We start from the raw sequence: 25387 nt of genomic DNA, 5'->3' as shown, positions 1-25387 counted from the left end.
TGTGGGTAGCGGAGAAATTCCAATCGAACCTGGAGATAGCTGGTTCTCCCCGAAATAGCTTTAGGGCTAGCCTTAAGTGTAAGAGTCTTGGAGGTAGAGCACTGATTGGACTAGGGGTCCTCATCGGATTACCGAATTCAGTCAAACTCCGAATGCCAATGACTTATCCTTAGGAGTCAGACTGCGAGTGATAAGATCCGTAGTCAAAAGGGAAACAGCCCAGACCGCCAGCTAAGGTCCCAAAGTGTGTATTAAGTGGAAAAGGATGTGGAGTTGCTTAGACAACTAGGATGTTGGCTTAGAAGCAGCCACCATTTAAAGAGTGCGTAATAGCTCACTAGTCGAGTGACTCTGCGCCGAAAATGTACCGGGGCTAAATACACCACCGAAGCTGCGGATTGATACCGAATGGTATCAGTGGTAGGGGAGCGTTCTAAGGACAGTGAAGTCAGACCGTAAGGACTGGTGGAGTGCTTAGAAGTGAGAATGCCGGTATGAGTAGCGAAAGACGGGTGAGAATCCCGTCCACCGAATGCCTAAGGTTTCCTGAGGAAGGCTCGTCCGCTCAGGGTTAGTCAGGACCTAAGCCGAGGCCGACAGGCGTAGGCGATGGACAACAGGTTGATATTCCTGTACCACCTCTTTATCGTTTGAGCAATGGAGGGACGCAGAAGGATAGAAGAAGCGTGCGATTGGTTGTGCACGTCCAAGCAGTTAGGCTGATAAGTAGGCAAATCCGCTTATCATAAAGGCTGAGCTGTGATGGGGAAGCTCCTTATGGAGCGAAGTCTTTGATTCCCCGCTGCCAAGAAAAGCTTCTAGCGAGATAAAAGGTGCCTGTACCGCAAACCGACACAGGTAGGCGAGGAGAGAATCCTAAGGTGTGCGAGAGAACTCTGGTTAAGGAACTCGGCAAAATGACCCCGTAACTTCGGGAGAAGGGGTGCTTTCTTAACGGAAAGCCGCAGTGAATAGGCCCAAGCGACTGTTTAGCAAAAACACAGCTCTCTGCGAAGCCGTAAGGCGAAGTATAGGGGGTGACACCTGCCCGGTGCTGGAAGGTTAAGGAGAGGGGTTAGCGTAAGCGAAGCTCTGAACTGAAGCCCCAGTAAACGGCGGCCGTAACTATAACGGTCCTAAGGTAGCGAAATTCCTTGTCGGGTAAGTTCCGACCCGCACGAAAGGTGTAACGATTTGGGCACTGTCTCAACCAGAGACTCGGTGAAATTATAGTACCTGTGAAGATGCAGGTTACCCGCGACAGGACGGAAAGACCCCGTGGAGCTTTACTGTAGCCTGATATTGAATTTTGGTACAGTTTGTACAGGATAGGCGGGAGCCATTGAAACCGGAGCGCTAGCTTCGGTGGAGGCGCTGGTGGGATACCGCCCTGACTGTATTGAAATTCTAACCTACGGGTCTTATCGACCCGGGAGACAGTGTCAGGTGGGCAGTTTGACTGGGGCGGTCGCCTCCTAAAGTGTAACGGAGGCGCCCAAAGGTTCCCTCAGAATGGTTGGAAATCATTCGTAGAGTGCAAAGGCATAAGGGAGCTTGACTGCGAGACCTACAAGTCGAGCAGGGACGAAAGTCGGGCTTAGTGATCCGGTGGTTCCGCATGGAAGGGCCATCGCTCAACGGATAAAAGCTACCCCGGGGATAACAGGCTTATCTCCCCCAAGAGTCCACATCGACGGGGAGGTTTGGCACCTCGATGTCGGCTCATCGCATCCTGGGGCTGTAGTCGGTCCCAAGGGTTGGGCTGTTCGCCCATTAAAGCGGTACGCGAGCTGGGTTCAGAACGTCGTGAGACAGTTCGGTCCCTATCCGTCGTGGGCGTAGGAAATTTGAGAGGAGCTGTCCTTAGTACGAGAGGACCGGGATGGACGCACCGCTGGTGTACCAGTTGTTCTGCCAAGGGCATAGCTGGGTAGCTATGTGCGGAAGGGATAAGTGCTGAAAGCATCTAAGCATGAAGCCCCCCTCAAGATGAGATTTCCCATAGCGTAAGCTAGTAAGATCCCTGAAAGATGATCAGGTTGATAGGTTCGAGGTGGAAGCATGGTGACATGTGGAGCTGACGAATACTAATAGATCGAGGACTTAACCATATAATATGTAGCAATGTTATCTAGTTTTGAAGGAATATGCCTTCATAGTTTGGTGATGATGGCAGAGAGGTCACACCCGTTCCCATACCGAACACGGAAGTTAAGCTCTCTAGCGCCGATGGTAGTTGGGACCTTGTCCCTGTGAGAGTAGGACGTCGCCAAGCAAAAACCTAAGTCATTTTGACTTAGGTTTTTTTGTGTTTATTTTTATTTACCGAAGGCTATAATCCATAAATTTAATAAAGCTAAAGACGAAAAAAGAATGAAATAGAGACTGTTTAAAATAATAGCAATGATTTTTTGTGTTCCTGATTTTCCTAATGCCACTAAAGTAATACTTAAAATAGGACAAATTATTACTATCATAAGTATATATTTTAAATAATGAGATGCTATAAATAAGTATTTAATAATTACAGAAATTACTGCAATAGAGAAAAATAAATAGGATAATAGCATAGTTCTTTCTTTAACAGTTATCCTCCTTAGAAATTAAATCGTTATAATAATACAAGAGTGTATATATTTTGATTTAAAACATACTGAAGTGCCATTTAAACGATTATACGTAAAATAGATCTCTAGAAATATATATTCTAATTCCCTTTTCTTCTTGCATATAGTTGCAATTCTTCTTTTGAATATAACTAAAACACGAACGTTATTGACTACTAATAAAAAAACATTCGATTATTTATTGACATTGTTTATGAAATATTGTTAATATAACCATAGAAACAATAATATAAGACCTCATATAATCGCGGGGATATGGCCTGCAAGTCTCTACCTAACGACCGTTATTCGTTAGACTATGAGGGAAAGTCACTCGGTATTTTTCTATTCACAAGGGATACGTATGCCTGAGTAGAGCGCTTTCTCTCATAGTAAAAGAGAAACTGTTCTATTTCAGGCTTTTTTTATTTGAATCGGGGGGATTCTAATATGAAATCACTAGTTGGAGTCATAATGGGAAGCACGTCAGACTGGGAAACAATGAAATATGCTTGTGACATTTTAGATGAATTAAATATACCGTATGAGAAAAAAGTTGTATCCGCTCATCGGACTCCGGATTATATGTTTGAATATGCAGAGACGGCTCGTGAACGTGGATTGAAAGTTATTATTGCTGGAGCTGGTGGAGCAGCACATTTACCAGGAATGGTTGCAGCGAAGACAAATCTTCCTGTAATTGGAGTTCCAGTTCAATCAAAAGCATTAAAAGGCTTAGATTCATTATTATCCATCGTCCAAATGCCAGGAGGTGTTCCAGTTGCAACTGTTGCAATTGGTAAAGCCGGTTCAACGAATGCTGGATTACTTGCCGCACAAATACTTGGATCATTCCATGATGATATACATGATGCATTAGAATTGAGACGAGAAGCGATTGAAAAAGATGTGCGTGAAGGTAGTGAGCTAGTATGACGAGGATCATTTTACCTGGAAAAACAATCGGTATTATTGGAGGCGGCCAGCTAGGAAGAATGATGGCATTGGCAGCTAAGGAAATGGGATATAAAATTGCTGTTTTAGATCCTACAAAGCATTCACCATGTGCACAAGTTGCTGATATTGAAATTGTTGCACCATATGATGATTTAAAAGCAATTCAGCATTTAGCAGAGATAAGTGATGTTGTCACATATGAATTTGAGAATATTGATTATAGATGTTTACAATGGCTTGAAAAACATGCGTACTTACCACAAGGTAGTCAGTTGTTAAATACAACGCAAAATCGTTTTACAGAAAAGAATGCGATTGAGAAGGCTGGGTTACCAGTAGCAACGTATAGATTAGTTCAAAATCAAGATCAGCTTACAGAAGCAATTGCTGAGTTATCATTCCCTTCCGTCTTAAAAACGACGACAGGTGGATATGATGGGAAAGGACAAGTTGTTTTAAGAAGTGAAGCTGATGTTGAGACAGCAAGAAATCTTGTGGATAAAGCAGAATGTATTTTAGAGAAATGGGTGCCTTTTGAAAAAGAAGTATCAGTTATTGTGATTCGTAGTGTAAGTGGTGAAACAAAAGTGTTTCCAGTAGCAGAAAATATTCATGTAAATAACATTTTACATGAATCTATCGTTCCAGCTCGCATTACAGAAGAGCTTTCTCAAAAAGCAATTGCTTATGCAAAGGTACTTGCGGATGAATTAGAACTTGTGGGAACACTAGCTGTAGAGATGTTTGCTACAGATAATGGTGAGATTTATATTAATGAATTAGCGCCAAGACCTCACAATTCAGGACACTATACACAGGATGCATGTGAGACGAGTCAATTTGGTCAACATATTCGAGCAATCTGTAATTTACCTCTAGGAGAAACAAATTTGTTAAAACCAGTTGTCATGGTAAACATTTTAGGCGAACATATAGAAGGGGTCCTAAGACAAGTGAATAGATTAACCGGGTGCTATTTACACTTGTATGGAAAAGAAGAAGCAAAAGCACAGCGAAAAATGGGGCATGTTAATATTTTAAATGATAATATTGAAGTCGCTCTAGAAAAAGCGAAGAGTTTGCATATTTGGGACCATCAAGAACAACTGTTGGAGGGAAAAAGATGATTAGTCGTTATACACGCCCAGAAATGGGTGCAATTTGGACGGAAGAGAACAAATTTAAAGCATGGTTAGAAGTTGAGATTTTAGCTTGTGAAGCATGGGCTGAGCTTGGCGATATTCCAAAAGAAGATGTTAAGAAAATTCGTGAGCATGCATCATTTGATATTGATCGTATTTATGAAATTGAAAAAGAAACACGTCATGACGTAGTTGCATTCACTCGTGCTGTATCAGAAACGCCAGCATTAGGTGAGGAACGTAAATGGGTTCATTACGGTTTAACATCTACAGACGTAGTGGATACAGCATTATCTTACATCTTAAAACAAGCGAATGAAATTATATTAAAAGACTTAGAGAACTTTGTAAGCATTTTAGCTAACAAAGCGAAAGAGCATAAATACACAATCATGATGGGAAGAACACATGGTGTTCATGCAGAACCAACAACATTTGGTTTAAAACTTGGTCTTTGGTATGAAGAAATGAAACGTAACGTAGAGCGTTTCAAACAAGCTGCTGATACAGTTCGTGTTGGTAAACTATCTGGTGCGGTTGGTACATATGCAAATATCGATCCATTCGTAGAAAAATATGTTTGTGAAAACTTAGGATTAGAAGCAGCACCAATTTCAACACAAACATTGCAACGTGATCGTCACGCACACTACATGTCAACACTTGCACTAATTGCAACATCTATCGAAAAGATGGCAGTTGAGATTCGTGGTTTACAAAAGAGTGAAACACGTGAAGTTGAAGAAGCTTTCGCAAAAGGTCAAAAAGGTTCTTCTGCAATGCCACATAAACGTAATCCAATTGGTTCTGAAAATATGACTGGTTTAGCTCGTGTTATCCGCGGTTATATGATGACGGCTTACGAAAATGTTCCATTATGGCATGAGCGTGACATTTCTCACTCTTCGGCAGAACGCGTAATTTTACCAGATGCTACAATCGCGTTAAATTACATGTTAAATCGCTTTGGTAATATCGTTAAAAACTTAACTGTATACCCAGAGAATATGAAACGCAATATGACAAGAACATACGGCTTAATTTATTCTCAGCGCGTAATGCTTACACTAATCGACAAAGGTATGGTACGTGAAGAAGCTTATGATATCGTACAGCCTAAAGCGATGGAAGCTTGGGAAACACAAGTACAATTTAAAGAGCTTGTAGAAGCTGATGAGCGTATTACAAGCAAGTTAACACAAGAAGAAATTAATGAATGCTTCAACTATGAGCATCATATGCAACACGTTGATACAATCTTTGAACGCCTTGGATTAAACGAAGCGTAAAATTTCATATGGCACAGAATAGAGTCATTCTGTGCCATTCTTTATAAAAACATTATTCACATTTTTCAAACTACAGGGGGCTTGCGAAATGCAAAAGCTAGAATTGCTGTATGAAGGTAAGGCAAAAAGAATTTATCGTACAGAATCAGCAGATATGGTTTGGGTAGAGTACAAAGATAGTGCGACTGCTTTCAATGGGGAGAAAAAAGAGACGATTACAGGGAAAGGTCGTTTGAACAATGAAATTACAACTTTATTGTTCAGAAAGTTACAAGAAGTGGGAATTAAAACACATTTTGTTGAGAAGTTATCTGAAACAGAACAACTTGTTAAAAAAGTGAGTATTATTCCTTTAGAAGTTGTCACAAGAAATGTAATTGCAGGAAGTCTTTCAAAACGATTAGGAATGGAAGAGGGAACTGTACTTGCAGAACCAATCGTAGAATTTTACTTCAAAGATGATGATTTAGGAGATCCGCTTGTAACGGAAGATCATATTCGTGTATTAAACGTTGCATCACCAGAGCAAGTAAGCGTATTACGAGATATGGCTCTACAAATCAATCAAGTGTTGATTGATCATTTCGCAAGCTGTCGTGTAAGATTAGTAGATTTCAAATTAGAGTTTGGTGTAACGGAAGAAGGAGAAATCATTTTAGCGGATGAAATTTCACCAGATACTTGCCGTTTATGGGATGAAACGAGCAATGAAAAGTTTGATAAAGACGTATTCCGTCGCGATCTTGGAAATTTAACAGATGCTTATGAAGAGATTTTAAAACGTTTAGGGGGAATTTCACATGTATAAAGTTAAGGTATATGTAACATTAAGAGAAAGCGTATTAGATCCACAAGGAACAGCAGTAAAAGGAGCACTTCATAGTCTTTCATTCACAGAAGTACAAGATGTTCGAATCGGAAAGTACATGGAACTAACAATTGATAAATCTGTATCTGATTTAGATAGCAAGGTAAAGGAAATGTGTGAAAAACTATTAGCGAACGTTGTAATGGAAGACTTCCGTTATGAAGTTGAGGAGGTTGTCGCACAGTGAAATTTGCCGTAATAGTATTTCCGGGTTCGAACTGTGATGTCGATATGTTCCATGCAATTAAAGATGAGCTTGGCGAAGAAGTAGATTACGTTTGGCACGATACAGAGAATTTAGATGAATATGATGCAATTCTACTACCAGGTGGATTTTCTTATGGTGACTACTTACGCTGCGGTGCTATCTCTCGCTTTGCTAATGCAATGAAAGCAGTGCAAAAAGCTGCTGAGCAAGGAAAGCCGATTTTAGGTGTATGTAATGGATTCCAGATTCTTGTTGAATCAGGATTACTACCAGGAGCGTTAATGAGAAACGAAAACTTAAAATTTATGTGTCGCACTGTTCAGTTGCGTGTTGAAAATAATGAAACGATGTTTACATCACAATATGGAAAAGATGAAGTAATTAATATTCCAATCGCGCATGGTGAGGGGAATTACTATTGTGATGAAGCGACGCTTAAACAATTAAAAGAGAACAATCAAATCGCATTCCGTTACGTAGAAAACCCTAACGGTAGCGTTTCAGATATTGCTGGTATTGTAAATGAAAAAGGAAATGTACTTGGTATGATGCCACACCCAGAGCGTGCTGTAGATGAATTACTTGGTGGTGCTGAAGGGTTAAAAGTCTTTCAATCTATCTTAAAACAGTGGAGGGAAACATATGTCGTTAATGCTTGAACCAAATCCAACACAAATTAAAGAAGAGCGTATATATGCGGAAATGGGGCTAACAGACGAAGAGTTTGCCATGGTTGAAAAGATTTTAGGTCGTCTGCCAAATTATACAGAAACAGGGTTATTCTCTGTAATGTGGTCTGAACATTGTAGTTATAAAAATTCGAAACCAGTTCTTCGTAAGTTTCCAACGACAGGTGAGCGCGTTCTGCAAGGACCTGGAGAAGGTGCTGGAATTGTAGATATCGGTGATAATCAAGCAGTTGTATTTAAAATGGAAAGTCATAACCATCCTTCAGCTATTGAACCATATCAAGGAGCTGCAACAGGTGTTGGTGGTATTATTCGTGACGTATTCTCTATGGGAGCACGTCCGGTAGCTCTATTAAACTCACTTCGTTTCGGTGAATTACAGTCACCACGTGTGAAATATTTATTCGAAGAAGTAGTAGCAGGAATTGCAGGATACGGTAACTGTATCGGTATTCCGACTGTTGGCGGCGAAGTACAATTTGATCCATGTTATGAAGGAAATCCACTTGTAAATGCAATGTGCGTAGGTTTGATTAACCACGAAGACATTAAAAAAGGGCAAGCGCACGGTGCTGGTAACACAGTAATGTACGTAGGAGCATCAACTGGTCGTGACGGTATTCACGGTGCAACATTCGCGTCGGAAGAACTATCTGAAAGCTCAGAAGCGAAACGTCCAGCGGTTCAAGTAGGGGATCCATTTATGGAAAAGCTTCTTATTGAAGCGTGTTTAGAATTAATTCAATCCGATGCACTTGTTGGAATTCAAGATATGGGTGCGGCTGGTTTAACATCATCATCTGCAGAAATGGCAAGTAAAGCAGGAATGGGTATTGAAATGTACTTAGATGATGTACCACAGCGTGAAACAGGAATGACACCATATGAAATGATGCTATCTGAATCACAAGAGCGTATGTTAATTGTCGTGAAAAAAGGTAGAGAACAAGAAATAGTAGATTTATTTGAGAAGTATGGTCTTGCAGCGGTTACGATGGGGAAAGTAACAGAAGATAAAATGCTTCGTTTATTCCATAAAGGTGAAAAGGTAGCTGAAGTTCCAGCAGATGCTTTAGCAGAAGAAGCACCAATTTATCATAAGCCATCAAAAGAAGCAGCATACTTTGCTGAATTCCAAGCAATGAAAATGGAAACGCCAAAAGTAGAAAATTATAAAGAAACGTTATTCGCTTTATTACAGCAACCAACAATTGCAAGTAAAGAGTGGGTATACGATCAATACGATTACCAAGTTCGCACAAGCACAGTTGTTACGCCAGGTTCAGATGCTGCAGTTGTACGTGTACGCGGTACAGAAAAAGGATTAGCAATGACGACAGATTGTAACTCTCGCTACATTTATCTAGACCCAGAGATGGGCGGTAAAATTGCAGTAGCAGAGGCAGCGCGTAATATCGTATGTTCTGGCGGAGAGCCACTTGCAATTACAGATTGCTTAAACTTCGGTAACCCAGAAAAACCAGAAATCTTCTGGCAGATTGAGAAATCAGTAGACGGTATGAGTGAAGCTTGTCGCACATTACAAACACCAGTTATCGGCGGAAACGTATCGATGTATAACGAGCGTAGTGGTGAAGCTGTATATCCAACACCAACTGTTGGGATGGTCGGACTTGTGCATGACTTAAAACATGTAACAACACAAGAGTTTAAGCAAGCTGGTGATTTAGTGTATGTAATTGGTGAGACGAAAGCTGAGTTTGGCGGAAGTGAATTACAGAAAATGATTCACGGCAAAATTTTCGGTCAATCACCAAGTATCGATTTAGATGTAGAATTAAAACGCCAAAAACAAGTATTAGAAGCAATTCAAGCTGGTCTTGTTCAATCTGCACATGATGTTGCTGAAGGTGGTTTAGCAGTTGCGATTTCAGAAAGTGCAATTGGTGCTAAAGGCTTAGGTGCTACTGTGAAATTAGATGGAGAAGCAACAGCAGCATTATTCGCTGAATCACAGTCTCGCTTCGTGATAACTGTAAAACGTGAAAATAAAGAGGCGTTTGAGAAAGCAGTAGAAGCAATCCAAGTTGGAGAAGTAACAAGTACAAATGAAGTAACAATTCATAATGAAGAAAATGAAGTATTACTTACAGCAAATGTAGATGAAATGAGAAAGGCTTGGAAAGGGGCAATCCCATGCTTGCTGAAATAAAGGGGTTAAACGAAGAATGTGGCGTTTTCGGAATTTGGGGGCATGAAAATGCAGCACAAGTTTCATACTACGGATTGCACAGTTTACAGCATCGTGGGCAAGAAGGCGCAGGCATTGTCGTAAATAATGGGGAAAAAATCGTCGGTCACAAGGGGTTAGGTTTAATATCAGAAGTGTTTTCAAGAGGCGAGCTAGAAGGATTAAATGGAAAATCAGCAATCGGACATGTACGATATGCAACAGCTGGTGGAAGTGAAGTTGCTAACGTTCAACCATTGTTGTTCCGTTTTTCCGATCATAGTATGGCGTTAGCTCATAACGGAAATTTAATTAACGCAAAAATGCTTCGTCGTGAATTAGAAGCAGAGGGCAGTATTTTTCAAACTAGTTCAGATACAGAAGTACTTTTACATCTTATTAAACGTAGCACGAAAGATTCTTTAATTGAAAGTGTAAAAGAGGCTTTAAATAAAGTGAAAGGTGCGTTTGCGTATCTTTTACTAACTGGAAATGAAATGATCGTTGCATTAGATCCGAATGGGTTCCGTCCGCTTTCAATTGGAAAGATGGGGGATGCTTACGTTGTAGCATCTGAAACATGTGCTTTTGATGTAGTAGGTGCAACATACATTCGCGATGTAGAACCGGGTGAATTACTTATCATTAATGATGAAGGAATTCACGTAGATCGTTTCACAAACGATGTAGAACATGCAATTTGTAGTATGGAATATATTTACTTTGCACGACCAGATTCTAATATTGCTGGTGTTAACGTCCATGCAGCACGTAAGAATATGGGGAAACGTTTAGCGGCAGAAGCTCCTATTGAAGCAGATGTTGTTACTGGTGTACCAGACTCTAGTATTTCAGCTGCGATTGGCTATGCGGAGGCGACAGGTATTCCATATGAGTTAGGATTAATTAAAAATCGTTACGTTGGACGTACGTTTATTCAACCTTCTCAAGAACTGCGCGAGCAAGGGGTTAAGATGAAGCTTTCCGCAGTAAGAGGTGTAGTTGAAGGGAAACGAGTTGTTATGATTGATGACTCTATCGTAAGAGGAACGACAAGTAAACGAATTGTTCGTATGCTTCGTGAGGCTGGAGCGACAGAAGTTCACGTAAGAATTGCTTCACCACCTCTGAAATATCCATGTTTCTATGGCATTGATATTCAAACGAGAAAAGAATTAATTGCAGCAAATCATACAGTAGAAGAAATCCGTGAAATGATCGGAGCAGATTCTTTAACATTTTTAAGCGAAGATGGATTAGTAGATGCAATTGGGCGTCCATATGAAGGGAAATATGGCGGCCTATGCATGGCTTACTTTAATGGGGACTATCCAACAGCTCTTTATGATTATGAGCAAGAGCTTTTAGAAAGTATGAAATAAGAAAAGTGAGAAAAGCTTCTACTTCTTTTGATGTAGGAGCTAGATCCTTTCTTAAAATAGCCCGCCCTGGATGGGGAGAAATTAAAAGACGAGGTGTAAATAACGATGGCGAATGCATATAAGCAAGCAGGAGTAGATATTGAAGCTGGATATGAAGCGGTATCTCGCATGAAAAAACACGTACAAACAACTATGAGAAAAGAAGTACTAGGCGGTTTAGGCGGTTTTGGAGGTATGTTTGATCTATCAAAATTTGCATTAGAAGAACCTGTATTAGTATCTGGAACAGATGGCGTGGGAACGAAATTGATGCTCGCTTTTATGGCAGATAAACATGACACAATTGGTATTGATGCAGTAGCAATGTGTGTAAATGATATTGTTGTCCAAGGAGCAGAGCCGCTTTTCTTCCTTGATTATATTGCTTGTGGTAAAGCTGAACCTAGTAAAATTGAAAACATCGTCAAAGGTATATCAGAGGGCTGTCGCCAAGCTGGTTGTGCATTAATCGGTGGAGAAACAGCTGAAATGCCAGGAATGTATTCTACGGAAGAATATGATTTAGCTGGTTTTACAGTTGGGATTGTTGATAAAAAGAAAATTGTAACAGGTGAAAAGATTGAAGCTGGTCACGTGCTAATTGGCTTAGCATCTAGCGGTATTCATAGCAATGGTTACTCTTTAGTACGAAAAGTGTTATTAGAAGATGGGGAACTATCTTTAGAGCGTATTTATGGCCGCTTAGAACTACCTCTTGGTGAAGAATTATTAAAACCAACGAAAATTTATGTCAAACCTATTTTAGAACTATTGAAGAAACATGAAGTATACGGTATGGCGCATATTACAGGTGGTGGATTTATTGAAAATATTCCACGCATGTTGCCAGAAGGAATCGGTGCTGAGATTGAACTAGGATCTTGGGAAATTCAGCCGATCTTTAGTTTGCTTCAAGAAGTTGGAAAACTGGAAGAGAAAGAAATGTTCAATATTTTTAACATGGGTATTGGTATGGTAGTAGCAGTGAAGGAAGAAGATGCAAAAGATGTTGTTCGTCTTCTTGAAGAGCAAGGAGAAATGGCTCGTATTATTGGACGTACTATACAAGGAGCTGGCGTTACTTTTAATGGGGGCACAGCACTATGAGTAGATTAGCAGTTTTTGCTTCTGGAAGTGGATCTAACTTTCAATCTCTCGTTAATGCGGTAGAAGAAAAAAGATTGGATGCAGAAATTAGTTTATTAGTATGTGATAAACCAGAAGCACGAGCTGTTGGACGGGCAAATTATCATCATATTCCGTGTTTTGCTTTTTCAGCGAAAGCATATGAGTCAAAAGAAGCGTTTGAAAAAGAGATATTAAAGAAGCTAGAAGAATATGAAATTGATTATGTTATTTTAGCTGGATATATGCGTTTAATCGGGCCGACGTTACTAGAAGCATACGGCGGGAAGATTATTAATATTCATCCATCATTACTACCGAGCTTTCCGGGTAAAGATGCTGTCGGTCAAGCGTTAGAAGCAGGTGTGAAAGTAACTGGAGTAACAATTCATTATGTAGATGCAGGTATGGATACAGGGCCAATTATTGCACAAGAAGCAGTGGTTGTTTCTGAAGGGGATACGAGAGAAAGCTTACAAAAGAAAATTCAACAAGTTGAACATAAATTATACGTAAATACAGTGAATCAAATTGTTCAGTCTGTGAAAGAATCAACTGTTAACTAACATACAACCAGGGGTGAAGGATAAATGAAAAAGCGTGCATTAGTAAGTGTTTCAGATAAAACAGGAGTAGTAGAATTTGTTAAAGGGTTACTAGAACAAGGGATTGAAGTTATTTCAACAGGTGGTACGAAAAAGTTACTAGAAGAAAATGGCTTACAAGTAATCGGCATTTCTGAAGTAACTGGTTTCCCTGAAATTATGGATGGCCGTGTGAAAACATTACATCCAAATATTCATGGTGGTCTATTAGCAGTTCGTGATAATGAAACACATGTAACACAAATGAATGAGTTAGGTATAGAGCCAATTGACTTTGTTGTTGTTAACTTATACCCATTTAAAGAAACAATCGCTAAGCCTGATGTAACATTTGCTGATGCAATTGAAAATATTGATATCGGTGGCCCAACAATGATTCGCTCTGCTGCGAAAAATCATAAATTCGTATCGGTAATTGTAGATCCAGTAGATTATGATATTGTGTTAGCAGAACTGAAAGAGAACGGTGAAGTAGCAGAGGAAACAAAACGTAAACTAGCAGCGAAAGTATTCCGTCATACAGCAGCGTATGATGCGTTAATTTCTAACTACTTAACAGAGCAAATGGGTGAAGAAAGTCCAGAAACATTAACTGTGACATTTGAGAAAAAGCAAGACTTACGCTATGGCGAGAACCCACATCAAAAAGCAACTTTCTATAAAGCGCCATTCGCAGCAACGTCTTCTGTTGCATACGCAGAACAATTACACGGTAAGGAATTATCGTATAACAATATTAATGATGCAGACGCAGCGCTTAGCATCGTAAAAGAATTTACAGAACCAGCAGTAGTAGCAGTAAAGCATATGAATCCATGTGGTGTTGGAGTAGGAACTAATATTCACGAAGCATATACTCGTGCTTATGAAGCAGATCCAGTATCAATCTTCGGCGGTATTATTGCAGCAAATCGTGAAATTGATAAAGCTACAGCAGAAAAGTTACATGAAATTTTCTTAGAAATTGTTATCGCACCTTCGTTCTCGCAAGAAGCTTTAGAAGTGTTGCAAAGTAAGAAGAACTTACGTTTATTAACTATAAATATTGAAAAAGCGACAAGTGCAAGCAAAAAACTAACTTCTGTACAAGGTGGACTTCTCGTTCAAGAGGAAGATACGTTATCATTAGATGAAAGTACAATTTCAATTCCAACGAAACGTGAACCCTCAGAGCAAGAATGGAAAGATTTAAAACTAGCTTGGAAAGTTGTAAAACATGTGAAATCAAACGCAATTGTTTTAGCGAAAGATGACATGACAATTGGTGTCGGTGCGGGACAGATGAACCGTGTAGGTTCTGCAAAAATCGCAATTACACAAGCTGGTGAAAAAGCACAAGGTAGCGCGCTTGCATCTGATGCTTTCTTCCCAATGCCAGATACATTAGAAGAAGCAGCAAAAGCAGGAATTACAGCAATCATTCAACCGGGCGGATCAATCCGTGATGAAGATTCTATTAAAGTGGCAGATACTTATGGGATTGCTATGGTGTTCACTGGCGTACGTCATTTCAAACACTAATAGAGGATGTTTAAAAAGTCCGGTTAAGATAACCTTCGCATGTCGTCGTTGCATCGCCAGTGCGGTACTCATGTAGAAAAGCTACACTCCGTGTCCTCCTGGCAAATGCGCCTAGACCTGCTCGGTTCTCTTAATCCTCCTTTTTAAACCTTTATTGATATGGATGTTTAAAAAGTCCGGTCGAGATAACCTTCGCATGTCGTCGTTGCATCGCCAGTGCGGTACTCATGTAGGAAAGCTACACTCCGTGTCCTCCTGGCAAATGCGCCTAGACCTGCTCGGTTCTCTTAATCCTCCTTTTTAAACCTTTATTGATATGGATGTTTAAAAAGTCTGGTCGAGATAACCTTTTATTGATATGAAAAAGCAAACTAGGAGCATAGCTTCTAGTTTGTACTTATTTAATTATTGGGGGATGAAATATGAATGTTTTAGTAATTGGCCGCGGTGGGCGTGAGCATGCTTTAGCTTGGAAGTTTGCACAATCTGAAAAAGTAGAAAAGGTATATGTAGCACCAGGTAATGAAGGTATGAGAGATGTTGCAACACCAGTTGATATTGATGAAAATGATTTTGATGCATTAGTTTTATTTGCAAAAGAGAATAATGTTGAGTTAACTTTCGTTGGACCAGAAATTCCGCTTATGAATGGAATTGTTGATCGTTTTAAAGAAGAGGGACTTCGCGTATTTGGTCCGAATAAAGCGGCTGCTGTTATTGAAGGTAGTAAAGCTTTTACAAAAGAGCTTATGAAAAAGTATGATATTCCAACTGCGGCGTACGAAACTTTTACAGATTATGAAGAAGCAGTACAGTACATTCAAAAAGTTGGTGCACCAATCGTTATTAAAGCTGACGGCCTAGCTGCTGGTAAAGGTGTAACGGTAGCGATGACGCTTGAAGAGGCATTACAAGCTGTGAAAGAAATGCTGCAAGATGTGAAATTCGGCGCGGCAAGTAAGAAGGTCGTTATTGAAGAGTTTTTAGATGGACAAGAATTTTCATTAATGGCATTCGTGAATGGAACAACTGTACATCCAATGATAATCGCCCAAGATCATAAAAGAGCTTTTGATGGTGATAAAGGTCCAAATACGGGCGGAATGGGTACATATTCTCCAGTACCACAAATTCCAGAAACAGCAGTTCAAGAAGCGATTCAAACCGTATTGCATCCAACTGCTAAGGCGATGATTGAAGAAAACCGTTCGTTTACAGGTATTTTATACGCAGGTCTTATTTTAACAAATGATGGTCCGAAGGTAATTGAATTTAATGCACGCTTCGGTGATCCTGAAACAGAAGTTGTATTACCTCGATTAGAAAACGATTTAGTTGATGTATGTAACGCTGTATTAGATGAAAGTGAACTAACGTTACAATGGTCAGAAGAAGCGGTAATCGGTGTTGTACTTGCTTCTAAAGGATATCCAGAAGCATATAAAAAAGGTGATATTATTAGCGGACTAGATGCACTGCAAGATGTGATTGTTTTCCATGCAGGTACAGCAATGAAACATGGGAACTTTGTAACGAACGGTGGCCGTGTATTATTTGTTGCTTGTAAGGCAAATAGTTTACAAGAAGCAAAAGATAAAGTATATAAAGAAATCGGTAAAATTGAGAGTGATGGTCTATTTTATCGAAGTGATATAGGATATCGTGCAATTGGGCATGAGATGACGAAAAGTTAATATGTAAAAATCCCGCTGAGGAATCAGCGGGATTTTTTATGCATCTTCATCTTTTTTTAATTTCCCTTTTTGCTTTGCCATTTCTCGAAGTAAATACTCGATGTGTGCATTGACGCTACGAAATTCATCATTTGCCCATTTTTCGATGACTGCGTGTAATTCAGGATCAATACGTAATGGAAAGCTTTTCTTTTTAGCCATAATTACTTATAGCCCTTAGTATAGGCTTCCTGTATTAATAACTGGCTGCGCACCTTTATCTGAAACGATGGCAACTAATAAGTTGTTTACCATATTTGCTTTACGCTCGTCATCGAGTTCTAGTACGCCTTCTTCATCTAACATATGGATGGAATCTTTCGCCATCTTCACAGCACCTTCAACAATTTCTTTTCTAGCAGCTAATACTGCTTTTGCTTGCTGGCGTTGTAGCATTGCATGGGCAATTTCTGTTGCGTAAGCTAAGTGCGTTAAACGAGTTTCTAATACTTCTACACCAGCAATTTCAAGACGCGCCTCTAACTCACGTTTTAATTCTTCAGAGATTTCTTCAGTATTTCCGCGTAACGTAACGCAGGTTTCATCTTGGAAATTGTCATAAGGATATTTTGTTGCAACATGGCGGATTGCCGTTTCGCTTTGAATTTCTACAAATCGATCATAATGTTCAACACCAAACATTGCTTTTGCAGAATCAACAACTTTATATACGATAACAGCTGCAATTTCAATTGGATTTCCATCAACGTCATTTACTTTTAATTTTTTACTGTTAAAGTTTTCAACACGTAAAGATACAGTTTGACGGAATGCGAAAGGAATCGTTAAAAATAAACCGTTTTGACGAATTGTTCCTAAATAATTACCGAAGAACGTAATAACCTTCGCTTGATTCGGTTGAACAATACCGATACCTGTAGCGAGAACTGCGGCTAATATAATAGTTAGTGCCGCTCCTATGAAAATTTCTTGTGCAAGGAAAAATACACCGATAGCAGCTAAAATCAAAATTCCAATAATACCGAGAAAACCATTTACATAAAATACTTGTTTTTCTTTCATATGATCGCCTCCTGATATAAAAATGATATCACTTTTATATCATTTTAAGCAAGAGGTATGCATCTAATTTTCTGAATTTTATTGGTTGATATCTTTTATATACATTTTAAGGTTCAAAAAGAGAATATACGTTCTGTTTTATAGTAAAATAAAGAAGACTTAACCGCCCACTGCAGCAGCTAAGTCCCTTTGAGAGCATCTTGCATCGTGACAAATGATTCAAAGCGGTTTTGCCAGGATTATATCTTCAATCGCTGACTCAATCTCTTTGTCAGAAGCGTCATAACTTCCTTTTGACTCTGGCTTGTCATGAGTGGAAGTTTGATTCACTTCTTCTTTAGCATGTCCTTTTTCACCAAAATTCATGCTAGGCATTTTAAATGCCCCCATATTCATGTATTTTCCGAATTTCCACATTTCAACAACAGGGCAGAAACGAACAATTCCTTCTGCAACTTTCATTGCACCAATCCATAGAAAAATGTTAGACCAAGTGCACCACGGCTTGCGTACAAGTTTAGTTGCACTACATCCGAAGAGGACGAGCCCAAGTGTAATTCGAATTAGAGCGTTTATTGTCCCGATATTTTGCTTCATTAGAAAAACACTCCTTTTTATGAAAGTTGAAATAGATAATACTATTTCTCTTATTAGTATCCCGTTTGATTTTTGGGATATGTAATCCAACATTTGACGTGGAAAAAGATGTTGGATTGTGCGTGTGTGTAAGTAACTTTTTTTGTTATAATGAAAGAATGCATAAAAGGAACTTCAAAATTAAATCCTCTAGTTTAAAAAATATGGAAGAGGTAATTCCAAACTTAATTCTCCGTTTTAAACAAATATTTAAGATGAAGTTAAAAAAATAATGATGAAAATAAACTGTTATTTTGAACAGAAATATATATAACTAGAGAAAAGGAAGGGTGTTTTCATGTACGATATTTCCGGATGGAAACATGTATTTAAGCTTGATCCAAATAAGGAGTTAAGCGATGAACATTTAGAAATGATTTGTGAGTCTGGAACTGATGCGGTTATTGTAGGCGGAAGTGATGGAGTTACAATTGATAACGTATTACACATGCTAGTTAGCATTCGTAGATATGCAGTTCCTTGTGTATTAGAGGTTTCTGATGTAGAAGCAATTACACCAGGATTTGATTTTTATTACATCCCAAGTGTTTTAAATAGCCGAAAAGTAGAATGGGTAACAGGTGTTCATCATGAGGCATTGAAAGAATTTGGGGATATTATGGACTGGGACGAAATTTTTATGGAAGGGTATTGTGTTTTAAATCCAGAAGCGAAAGTAGCCCAGCTTACAGAAGCGAAATGTGATTTAACAGAAGATGACGTTATTGCATATGCTCGTTTAGCAGACAAGCTATTACGTTTACCGATATTTTATTTAGAATATAGCGGTACGTATGGAGATGTTGAACTTGTTAAAAATGTAAAAGCAGAATTGAAACAAGCTAAGTTATATTATGGCGGTGGTATTTCTAATGCAGAACAGGCGAAAGAAATGGCACAATATGCTGATACAGTAGTTGTTGGAAATATTATTTATGATGATATAAAATCGGCGTTAAAAACAGTTAAAGCAGTAAAAGGAGAGTAGGTGCAGGCGTATATGAGTATGACAGATAAGTTATTAAACGGTTTAAATCCACAGCAACAAAAAGCAGTACAAACAACGAATGGACCACTTCTATTAATGGCAGGTGCAGGTAGTGGTAAGACACGTGTGTTAACACATCGTATTGCGTATTTACTTGGTGAAAAAGGTGTAGCACCATGGAATGTACTAGCTATTACCTTCACAAATAAAGCAGCTCGTGAAATGCGTGAGCGTATTGATACACTTGTGGGACCAGAAGCAGAAGATATTTGGATTTCGACGTTCCACTCTATGTGTGTACGTATTTTACGACGCGATATCGATCGTATTGGTATTAATCGTAACTTTACAATCTTAGATTCAGGTGATCAGCTAACTGTAGTCAAAAAAATTATGAAAGAGCGCAATGTTGATCCGAAGAAATTTGAGCCGCGCTCTATTTTAGCGGGTATTAGTAATGCGAAAAATGAACTGTTATCTGCGGATAAATATGCAAAAAAAATTACAATGGCTGATCCATATGAAAAATTAACGAGCGATGTATACACAGAGTATCAAAAACGTCTTTTGAAAAATAATTCATTAGACTTTGATGATTTAATTATGACGACGATTCAGCTATTTGAACGTGTTCCAGAAGTATTAGAGTTTTATCAGCGTAAGTTCCAATATATTCATGTTGATGAGTATCAAGATACGAACAAAGCGCAATATCTTCTTGTTAAACATTTGGCAGCGCGTTTTAAAAATCTTTGTGTTGTGGGTGACTCTGACCAGTCTATTTATTGCTGGCGTGGTGCAGATATTTCTAACATTTTGTCATTCGAAAAAGACTATGAGAATGCACAAGTAATTCTGTTAGAACAAAACTATCGTTCGTCACAAAATATTTTAAATGCAGCGAATGCTGTTATTGAAAAAAATACGAATCGTAAGCCGAAGAAATTATGGACAGACAATCAAGTTGGAAGTAAAATCTCGTATTATCGTGCTGCAACTGAAAAGGACGAAGCGTATTTTGTTGCAAAAAAAATTCGTGACGATATTCAAATGGGGAAACGAAAATATACTGATTTTGCAGTGCTATATCGTACGAATGCTCAGTCTCGTATGGTCGAGGAGATTTTCCTTAAATCTAACATTCCGTATAAAATTGTCGGGGGTACGAAGTTCTACGATCGTAAAGAGATTAAAGATATTTTGGCGTACTTACGTTTAATCGGTAATCCAGATGATGAAATTAGTTTTGCACGTATTATAAATGTGCCAAAGCGTGGCATTGGTGCGACTTCTATCGATAAAATTATTAATTACGGTGTGCAAAATGGAATTTCATTAACTGCTGTATTTGATGAGATTGAGCATGTTGGAGTAAGTGCAAAAATTACAAAGGCAGTAAAAGAATTCGCGAATTTATTAAATAACTGGGTAAATATGCAAGAGTATTTATCTGTTACAGAATTAGTAGAAGAAGTTATTGAAAAAACAGGCTATCGCGATATGTTGAAAAATGAACGTTCTTTAGAAGCGGAAGGTCGTTTAGAAAACTTAGACGAGTTCTTATCTGTTACGCAAACATTTGAATCTCAAAGCGAAGATAAGAGCCTTGTTGCATTCTTAACAGATTTAGCACTTGTTGCTGATATTGATCGTGTAGATGAAGACCCAACTGCTGGTGAAGAAGTTATTTTAATGACGATGCACTCGGCGAAAGGATTAGAGTTCCCGGTTGTCTTTATTGTTGGCTTAGAGGAAGGGATATTCCCTCATACTCGTTCTCTTATGGAAGAGGATGAAATGCAAGAAGAACGTCGTCTTGCTTATGTAGGTATTACTCGTGCAGAAGAAGAGCTATATTTATCTAACGCGCAAATGCGTACATTATTTGGTAGAACAAGTATGAACGCTGCGTCTCGATTTATTACAGAAATCCCGACAGAACTAGTGGAATCATTAAATGAAACAGCGCCGAAGCGTGAAACATCGTTTGGTACAAAAGGCAGAACGGCAAGTAGCGGCAAAACGACAATCACAACAGCAACACGCTCTCGTTCAGCTTTCGCGCGCCCTGCAGCTAAGACGACAGGCGGCGAACAAATTGGCTGGGCAGTAGGAGATAAAGCTTCCCACCAAAAATGGGGAGTCGGTACAGTTGTAAGTGTAAAAGGTGAAGGTGATGCAAAAGAATTAGATATTGCGTTCCCAAGCCCAATTGGTGTTAAACGTTTGTTAGCAAAATTTGCGCCTGTGACGAAACAATAGGAAAGGAATGAGGATATGTCAAAAGAGATAGTAAAAAAACGTATAGAAGAATTACGTGACTTGTTAAATACATTTAACTATCAATATCACGTATTAGACAATCCTTCTGTTTCTGATGCGGAATATGACCGTAATATGCAGGAGCTTATAAAATTAGAAGCAGAGAACCCAGAGTTTATGAGTGAAGATTCTCCCTCCGTTCGCGTTGGGGGGACTGTTCTTGATATATTTGAAAAAGTAACACATAAGTCACCAATGTTAAGTTTAGGAAATGCATTTAACGAAGGAGATTTACGTGATTTCGACAGAAGAGTACGTCAAGGAATTGATGGTGCGAATGTAAGATATATATGTGAATTAAAAATTGACGGGCTTGCCGTTTCGCTTCATTATGAAAAAGGACGCTTCATTCAAGGGGCGACACGTGGTGATGGTGTAACAGGTGAAGATATTACTCAAAATTTAAAAACGATTAAAGCTATCCCACTTCGTTTAAATGAAGAAGTAACGTTAGAAGCAAGAGGCGAAGCTTATATGCCGAAGCGTTCATTCGTTAAACTAAATGAAGAAAAAGAGCAAAATGGAGAAGATGTATTTGCGAATCCGCGTAATGCAGCAGCAGGTTCAATACGTCAACTTGATCCGAAAATTGCAGCGAAGCGTAACTTATCTATGTTTGTGTATGGTCTTGCGAATGTAGAAGAAAAAACAATTTCATCACATAGTGAATCGCTGGATTTCTTAGGTGAACTTGGATTTAAGACAAATCCAAATCGCCGTACATGTGAAACAATTGAAGAAGTTATAGCTTATGTAGAAGAATGGCAAGAAAAACGTCCGCATCTTGATTATGAGATTGATGGAATCGTTATAAAAGTAGATGATGTTGCTCTTCAAGAAAGTCTAGGAACTACAGCGAAGAGTCCAAGGTGGGCGATTGCTTATAAATTTCCGGCTGAAGAAGTTGTAACGAGATTAACAGGCATTGAATTAAGTGTTGGCCGAACAGGGGTTGTAACACCGACTGCAGAACTAGAGCCAGTGAGAGTTGCTGGTACGATTGTTCGTCGTGCTTCTTTACATAACGAAGATTTAATTCGTGAAAAAGACATTCGAATTGGTGACTACGTTGTTGTGAAGAAGGCTGGAGATATTATTCCTGAAGTTGTGAACGTTATTTTTGATAAGCGTACTGGTGAGGAAGAAGAATACCGCATGCCAACTCATTGTCCAGCATGTGAGAGTGAACTTGTTCGTTTAGAAGAAGAAGTAGCACTTCGTTGTATAAATCCAACTTGTCCTGCTCAAATTCGAGAAGGGTTAATCCATTTCGTTTCAAGAAATGCAATGAATATTGATGGACTTGGAGAACGTGTCATTACACAACTCTTTGATGCTGATTACATTCGTACATTTGCTGATTTATATGCATTGACGAAAGAGCAATTATTACAGTTAGAACGTTTTGGTGAAAAATCAGCAACAAACTTAATACAAGCAATTGAAAATTCTAAAGAAAACTCGTTAGAGCGATTATTATTTGGTCTTGGAATTCGCCACGTTGGAGCGAAAGCAGCACGTACATTTGCAGAGCACTTTGAAACGATGGATGAGCTTGTAAAAGCAACGGAAGAAGAACTAAAAGCAATTAATGAAATTGGCGAAAAAATGGCTCAATCTGTTGTGACATATTTTGATAATGAAGATGTATTAGAGTTATTACAGCAGTTTAAAGAGTATGGCGTGAATATGACATACAAAGGTATAAAAATTGCAGATTTACAAAATGTTGAATCTTACTTCGCAGGAAAAACGGTTGTTTTAACAGGTAAGCTAGAAGTTATGGGACGAAGTGAAGCGAAGAAGAAGATTGAGGCATTAGGTGGAAAAGTAACAGGAAGTGTTAGTAAGAGTACGGATTTAGTTGTTGCAGGTGAAGCAGCTGGTTCGAAATTAGCACAAGCGGAGAAACATAATGTTGAGGTTTGGAATGAAGAGAGGTTCTTACAAGAGCTAAATAAGTAAGAGGTGCAAACTTACCATGAAAAAAATAGCATTAGCGGTATTAAGCCTTGGCCTACTTGTAAGTGGGTGTAGTGCAGGTGCCGACAAAGATGAAAAAGTGGCTGGGAAATCGGGGAAAGCAAAAGAACAATCAGTTGTTCCAAAATACGCTATTTCGGATGAATATTATAAGACGACTATTCCATTTGATGGTGGAAAGGCACGTGGTTTAGTGGTGCAAGGGTTAAATAGTCGCCTTGATATAGATGAATTTGAAACAGGATTAATGCGAATTGCAAAAGAATCATTTAGTACGAAAGATAATTTTTTAAAAGGCGGAAAAGCTCTAGATACTCAAACTATACAGATGCTTGTTAAAAGAAAACGTACAGATGCTGAACAAAAGGAACTAGAGGAAAAATTAAAAAAAGATGCAGTTAAATTTCCAAATATAGGATTAAATCCTGCGTTAGGAACAGGATCCGAATCACTAGAAGTGAAAAATAAAAAAAATCCAATATATATTTCAAATATTTTAGAGCATGATTATTATGTGAAAACAGGCGATAACGGCGAGGAACGTGTTGGTATGGTAGTTGGATTAGCGATGAATTCTGTTCAATATTTTAACGAAGAGCATGGTTACCCACGTGAAGCTGCAATCCCAGATGAAAAGATGTTAGCTGAAGGGAAAAAAATGGCGCAAGAAATTTTGAAAGTCATACATCAAAAAGAACCTGAAACAAAAAATATTCCGATAACATTTGCGATTTATCGCCAAGCTCCAAAGTCTTCGCTCGTGCCAGGTAATTTTGTTTCTTATGCAAATGTCGAAAAAGGTAGTGAAACGGTTGAAGATTGGAAACAAATTAATGAAAAATATTATTTGTTCCCATCAGAGCAAGCGAAAACAGATAATAAACGTGAAGATCTTGCAAGAGTATCCAACTTTAAGGCAAAACTAAGCGATTATTTCCAAGGCGACTATACAGCTGTTATTGGTACTGGTATGTATAGAGATGATGAATTAAGAGAAATGAAGCTTGATATTCCTGTCCAGTTTAATGGAAAAGCGGAAATAGTTGGTTTTACACAATATGTGGCAGGGCTTGTTATGGAATACTTCCCGAATTATATGAAAGTACAAGTAACGATTAAATCTGTAGAACGCCCAGAAGCTATTATTATACGTGAAGCAAAACAAGATGAACCACTTGTGAAAATTTTAGATTAAATATGAAGGCTGTTCCTCTATGGAACAGCTTTTTTTCTTATGTAATTTTGTTATAATTTAAAATGTTGTAAAAAATAGGGGTGAGGGGTAAAGCTCATGGAAGAATTAAGTTTTCAAGTCATTATTTTATTAATTGCATTCGGTTTTTTAGCAGCTTTTATTGATTCCGTTGTTGGAGGAGGAGGGTTAATTTCGCTTCCTGCACTTATGTTTGTTGGCCTATCGCCAGCTTCGGCAATTGCAACGAATAAATTAGCGGCAACAATGGGGACGTTTACGAGTGCGATGTATTTCATTCGATCAGGAAAAGTTGATTTTAAAATTGTAGGAAAGTTAATCCCGTTAACTATTGTTGGAGCTGTTGCAGGTGCTTTAGTAGTAAAATTTATTCCATCGGATATTTTACGCCCATTAGTACTTGTAATGTTGGTATTTATTGCTATTTATATTATTGCAAAAAAGAATTGGGGAAGTGTGTCTACCTATAAGAAGATGACGCAAAGAAAAACATTAATATTTTTCTTTGCTATTTTAATGATAGGATTTTATGATGGGTTTTTTGGACCAGGGACAGGGTCGTTTTTAATTTTTGCATTTTTATTAATTGGCTTGGATTTTATTCAAGCGGCAGCATCTGGAAAACTTTTGAACTTTGTTAGTAATATTGTATCTTTAATTACTTTTTTATTCTTAGACATAATTCATTTTGAATACGGTATTATCATGGGATTATCAATGATCTTAGGTGCTTATTTTGGATCGAAGTTTGCGGTTCAAAAAGGTGTTGGATATGTAAGGACTTTATTTTTATTAGTTACTATATTATTGATCGGGAAAAATGTTTTGGAATATACTCATATTTTGTAGATTCATACGCATGTATGA

General features: G+C 38.5%; 21 protein-coding genes, 2 rRNA genes and 1 riboswitch (1 of these 24 cut by a window edge). Of the genes, 19 read left to right on the top strand and 4 right to left on the bottom strand.

Annotated features, from left to right (window positions below; translation table 11 throughout):
• Positions 1-2111 (top strand): 23S ribosomal RNA (locus QCI79_RS11460) (it extends 812 nt beyond the left edge of the window).
• Positions 2112-2159: 48 nt separating this feature from the next.
• A 5S ribosomal RNA gene (rrf, locus tag QCI79_RS11455) occupies positions 2160-2275 on the top strand.
• Between the two features lie 43 nt (positions 2276-2318).
• Here rrf and QCI79_RS11450 read toward each other — a convergent pair.
• Positions 2319-2570, bottom strand: a complete 252-nt coding sequence (locus QCI79_RS11450) for a hypothetical protein (RefSeq protein ID WP_000927502.1) — start codon at positions 2568-2570, stop codon at positions 2319-2321.
• Between the two features lie 274 nt (positions 2571-2844).
• A riboswitch (purine riboswitch) is annotated at positions 2845-2946 on the top strand.
• A 110-nt stretch (positions 2947-3056) separates the two neighbouring features.
• Between QCI79_RS11450 and purE the strand changes: the two genes are divergently transcribed.
• From purE to purD, 12 genes are all read left to right on the top strand, one after another.
• On the top strand, positions 3057-3542 hold the full coding sequence (gene purE / locus QCI79_RS11445) for a 5-(carboxyamino)imidazole ribonucleotide mutase (RefSeq protein WP_000839364.1): 486 nt from the start codon (positions 3057-3059) through the stop codon (positions 3540-3542).
• On the top strand, positions 3539-4690 hold the full coding sequence (gene purK / locus QCI79_RS11440) for a 5-(carboxyamino)imidazole ribonucleotide synthase (protein ID WP_000196770.1): 1152 nt from the start codon (positions 3539-3541) through the stop codon (positions 4688-4690). The genes purE and purK overlap by 4 nt, the downstream gene beginning before the upstream one ends.
• Positions 4687-5994 (top strand): adenylosuccinate lyase, encoded by a 1308-nt coding sequence (gene purB / locus QCI79_RS11435; protein WP_000625682.1) that lies wholly within the window; start codon positions 4687-4689, stop codon positions 5992-5994. The genes purK and purB overlap by 4 nt, the downstream gene beginning before the upstream one ends.
• An 88-nt stretch (positions 5995-6082) precedes the next feature.
• On the top strand, positions 6083-6802 hold the full coding sequence (gene purC / locus QCI79_RS11430) for a phosphoribosylaminoimidazolesuccinocarboxamide synthase (protein ID WP_001170544.1): 720 nt from the start codon (positions 6083-6085) through the stop codon (positions 6800-6802).
• Positions 6795-7049 carry a phosphoribosylformylglycinamidine synthase subunit PurS gene (gene purS / locus QCI79_RS11425; RefSeq protein WP_000278823.1) on the top strand — a complete coding sequence of 85 codons (255 nt, stop codon included), beginning with the start codon at positions 6795-6797 and terminating at the stop codon, positions 7047-7049. Before purC ends, purS begins: the two co-directional genes overlap by 8 nt.
• Positions 7046-7729 (top strand): phosphoribosylformylglycinamidine synthase subunit PurQ, encoded by a 684-nt coding sequence (gene purQ / locus QCI79_RS11420; protein ID WP_000666789.1) that lies wholly within the window; start codon positions 7046-7048, stop codon positions 7727-7729. The genes purS and purQ overlap by 4 nt, the downstream gene beginning before the upstream one ends.
• Positions 7713-9932 carry a phosphoribosylformylglycinamidine synthase II gene (gene purL / locus QCI79_RS11415; RefSeq protein WP_000055562.1) on the top strand — a complete coding sequence of 740 codons (2220 nt, stop codon included), beginning with the start codon at positions 7713-7715 and terminating at the stop codon, positions 9930-9932. Before purQ ends, purL begins: the two co-directional genes overlap by 17 nt.
• Positions 9917-11332: an amidophosphoribosyltransferase gene (purF, locus tag QCI79_RS11410; protein ID WP_000879025.1), complete on the top strand. Its 1416-nt coding sequence runs from the start codon at positions 9917-9919 to the stop codon at positions 11330-11332. The genes purL and purF overlap by 16 nt, the downstream gene beginning before the upstream one ends.
• A 105-nt stretch (positions 11333-11437) precedes the next feature.
• On the top strand, positions 11438-12478 hold the full coding sequence (purM, locus tag QCI79_RS11405; RefSeq protein ID WP_001262439.1) for a phosphoribosylformylglycinamidine cyclo-ligase: 1041 nt from the start codon (positions 11438-11440) through the stop codon (positions 12476-12478).
• On the top strand, positions 12475-13062 hold the full coding sequence (purN, locus tag QCI79_RS11400; protein ID WP_000088589.1) for a phosphoribosylglycinamide formyltransferase: 588 nt from the start codon (positions 12475-12477) through the stop codon (positions 13060-13062). Before purM ends, purN begins: the two co-directional genes overlap by 4 nt.
• Positions 13063-13086: 24 nt before the next feature.
• Positions 13087-14622, top strand: coding sequence for a bifunctional phosphoribosylaminoimidazolecarboxamide formyltransferase/IMP cyclohydrolase (purH, locus tag QCI79_RS11395; protein WP_000745434.1), 1536 nt, complete (start codon positions 13087-13089; stop codon positions 14620-14622).
• Between the two features lie 422 nt (positions 14623-15044).
• A complete protein-coding gene (purD, locus tag QCI79_RS11390; RefSeq protein WP_021728760.1) occupies positions 15045-16316 on the top strand; it encodes a phosphoribosylamine--glycine ligase in 1272 nt (423 codons plus the stop codon).
• 36 nt (positions 16317-16352) lie between these two features.
• Here the strand turns inward: purD and QCI79_RS11385 are convergent, their stop codons facing one another.
• The 3 genes from QCI79_RS11385 to QCI79_RS11375 all read right to left on the bottom strand — a co-directional run bounded on the left by QCI79_RS11385 (position 16353) and on the right by QCI79_RS11375 (position 17975).
• The gene (locus QCI79_RS11385) at positions 16353-16517 is read right to left on the bottom strand and encodes a type II toxin-antitoxin system antitoxin (RefSeq protein ID WP_001085170.1); all 165 of its coding nucleotides are present in this window, start codon (positions 16515-16517) and stop codon (positions 16353-16355) included.
• Positions 16518-16532: 15 nt separating this feature from the next.
• Positions 16533-17378, bottom strand: a complete 846-nt coding sequence (locus QCI79_RS11380) for an SPFH domain-containing protein (protein ID WP_000660669.1) — start codon at positions 17376-17378, stop codon at positions 16533-16535.
• Positions 17379-17597: 219 nt separating this feature from the next.
• Positions 17598-17975, bottom strand: a complete 378-nt coding sequence (locus QCI79_RS11375; RefSeq protein ID WP_000812348.1) for a YgaP family membrane protein — start codon at positions 17973-17975, stop codon at positions 17598-17600.
• Positions 17976-18312: 337 nt separating this feature from the next.
• Here QCI79_RS11375 and pcrB point away from each other — a divergent pair, with 337 nt between their 5' ends.
• The 5 genes from pcrB (at position 18313) to QCI79_RS11350 (ending at position 25369) form a co-directional block, all read left to right on the top strand.
• Entirely contained in the window at positions 18313-19002 is a 690-nt protein-coding gene (gene pcrB / locus QCI79_RS11370) for a heptaprenylglyceryl phosphate synthase (protein ID WP_000272102.1), read from the top strand.
• Positions 19003-19014: 12 nt separating this feature from the next.
• On the top strand, positions 19015-21264 hold the full coding sequence (gene pcrA / locus QCI79_RS11365; protein ID WP_031303419.1) for a DNA helicase PcrA: 2250 nt from the start codon (positions 19015-19017) through the stop codon (positions 21262-21264).
• Between the two features lie 15 nt (positions 21265-21279).
• Positions 21280-23289: an NAD-dependent DNA ligase LigA gene (gene ligA, locus QCI79_RS11360; RefSeq protein ID WP_000031613.1), complete on the top strand. Its 2010-nt coding sequence runs from the start codon at positions 21280-21282 to the stop codon at positions 23287-23289.
• Between the two features lie 16 nt (positions 23290-23305).
• Positions 23306-24502, top strand: coding sequence for a CamS family sex pheromone protein (locus tag QCI79_RS11355; protein WP_021728762.1), 1197 nt, complete (start codon positions 23306-23308; stop codon positions 24500-24502).
• A gap of 96 nt (positions 24503-24598) precedes the next feature.
• Positions 24599-25369, top strand: coding sequence for a TSUP family transporter (locus QCI79_RS11350; RefSeq protein WP_000391975.1), 771 nt, complete (start codon positions 24599-24601; stop codon positions 25367-25369).
• The last annotated feature ends 18 nt before the right edge of the window (positions 25370-25387 follow it).

Origin of the sequence: Bacillus cereus group sp. MG1, from assembly GCF_040460035.1 — a bacterium.
GTDB lineage: Bacteria > Bacillota > Bacilli > Bacillales > Bacillaceae_G > Bacillus_A > Bacillus_A cereus.
Note: the sequence above shows the minus strand (reverse complement) of the source record. Positions and strands in the feature narration are given on the sequence as shown.

Bases quoted from the DNA above. Each gene is read 5' to 3' on its own strand.
- purL (WP_000055562.1), top strand. From the start codon at position 7,713: ATGTCGTTAATGCTTGAACCAAATCCAACACAAATTAAAGAAGAGCGT.
- QCI79_RS11380 (WP_000660669.1), bottom strand. From the start codon at position 17,378: ATGAAAGAAAAACAAGTATTTTATGTAAATGGTTTTCTCGGTATTATT.
- purF (WP_000879025.1), top strand. From the start codon at position 9,917: ATGCTTGCTGAAATAAAGGGGTTAAACGAAGAATGTGGCGTTTTCGGA.
- purB (WP_000625682.1), top strand. From the start codon at position 4,687: ATGATTAGTCGTTATACACGCCCAGAAATGGGTGCAATTTGGACGGAA.
- pcrA (WP_031303419.1), top strand. From the start codon at position 19,015: ATGAGTATGACAGATAAGTTATTAAACGGTTTAAATCCACAGCAACAA.
- ligA (WP_000031613.1), top strand. From the start codon at position 21,280: ATGTCAAAAGAGATAGTAAAAAAACGTATAGAAGAATTACGTGACTTG.
- QCI79_RS11385 (WP_001085170.1), bottom strand. From the start codon at position 16,517: ATGGCTAAAAAGAAAAGCTTTCCATTACGTATTGATCCTGAATTACAC.
- purD (WP_021728760.1), top strand. From the start codon at position 15,045: ATGAATGTTTTAGTAATTGGCCGCGGTGGGCGTGAGCATGCTTTAGCT.
- pcrB (WP_000272102.1), top strand. From the start codon at position 18,313: ATGTACGATATTTCCGGATGGAAACATGTATTTAAGCTTGATCCAAAT.
- purE (WP_000839364.1), top strand. From the start codon at position 3,057: ATGAAATCACTAGTTGGAGTCATAATGGGAAGCACGTCAGACTGGGAA.
- purC (WP_001170544.1), top strand. From the start codon at position 6,083: ATGCAAAAGCTAGAATTGCTGTATGAAGGTAAGGCAAAAAGAATTTAT.
- purS (WP_000278823.1), top strand. From the start codon at position 6,795: ATGTATAAAGTTAAGGTATATGTAACATTAAGAGAAAGCGTATTAGAT.
- purK (WP_000196770.1), top strand. From the start codon at position 3,539: ATGACGAGGATCATTTTACCTGGAAAAACAATCGGTATTATTGGAGGC.
- purH (WP_000745434.1), top strand. From the start codon at position 13,087: ATGAAAAAGCGTGCATTAGTAAGTGTTTCAGATAAAACAGGAGTAGTA.
- QCI79_RS11355 (WP_021728762.1), top strand. From the start codon at position 23,306: ATGAAAAAAATAGCATTAGCGGTATTAAGCCTTGGCCTACTTGTAAGT.
- purM (WP_001262439.1), top strand. From the start codon at position 11,438: ATGGCGAATGCATATAAGCAAGCAGGAGTAGATATTGAAGCTGGATAT.
- QCI79_RS11350 (WP_000391975.1), top strand. From the start codon at position 24,599: ATGGAAGAATTAAGTTTTCAAGTCATTATTTTATTAATTGCATTCGGT.
- purN (WP_000088589.1), top strand. From the start codon at position 12,475: ATGAGTAGATTAGCAGTTTTTGCTTCTGGAAGTGGATCTAACTTTCAA.
- QCI79_RS11450 (WP_000927502.1), bottom strand. From the start codon at position 2,570: ATGCTATTATCCTATTTATTTTTCTCTATTGCAGTAATTTCTGTAATT.
- QCI79_RS11375 (WP_000812348.1), bottom strand. From the start codon at position 17,975: ATGAAGCAAAATATCGGGACAATAAACGCTCTAATTCGAATTACACTT.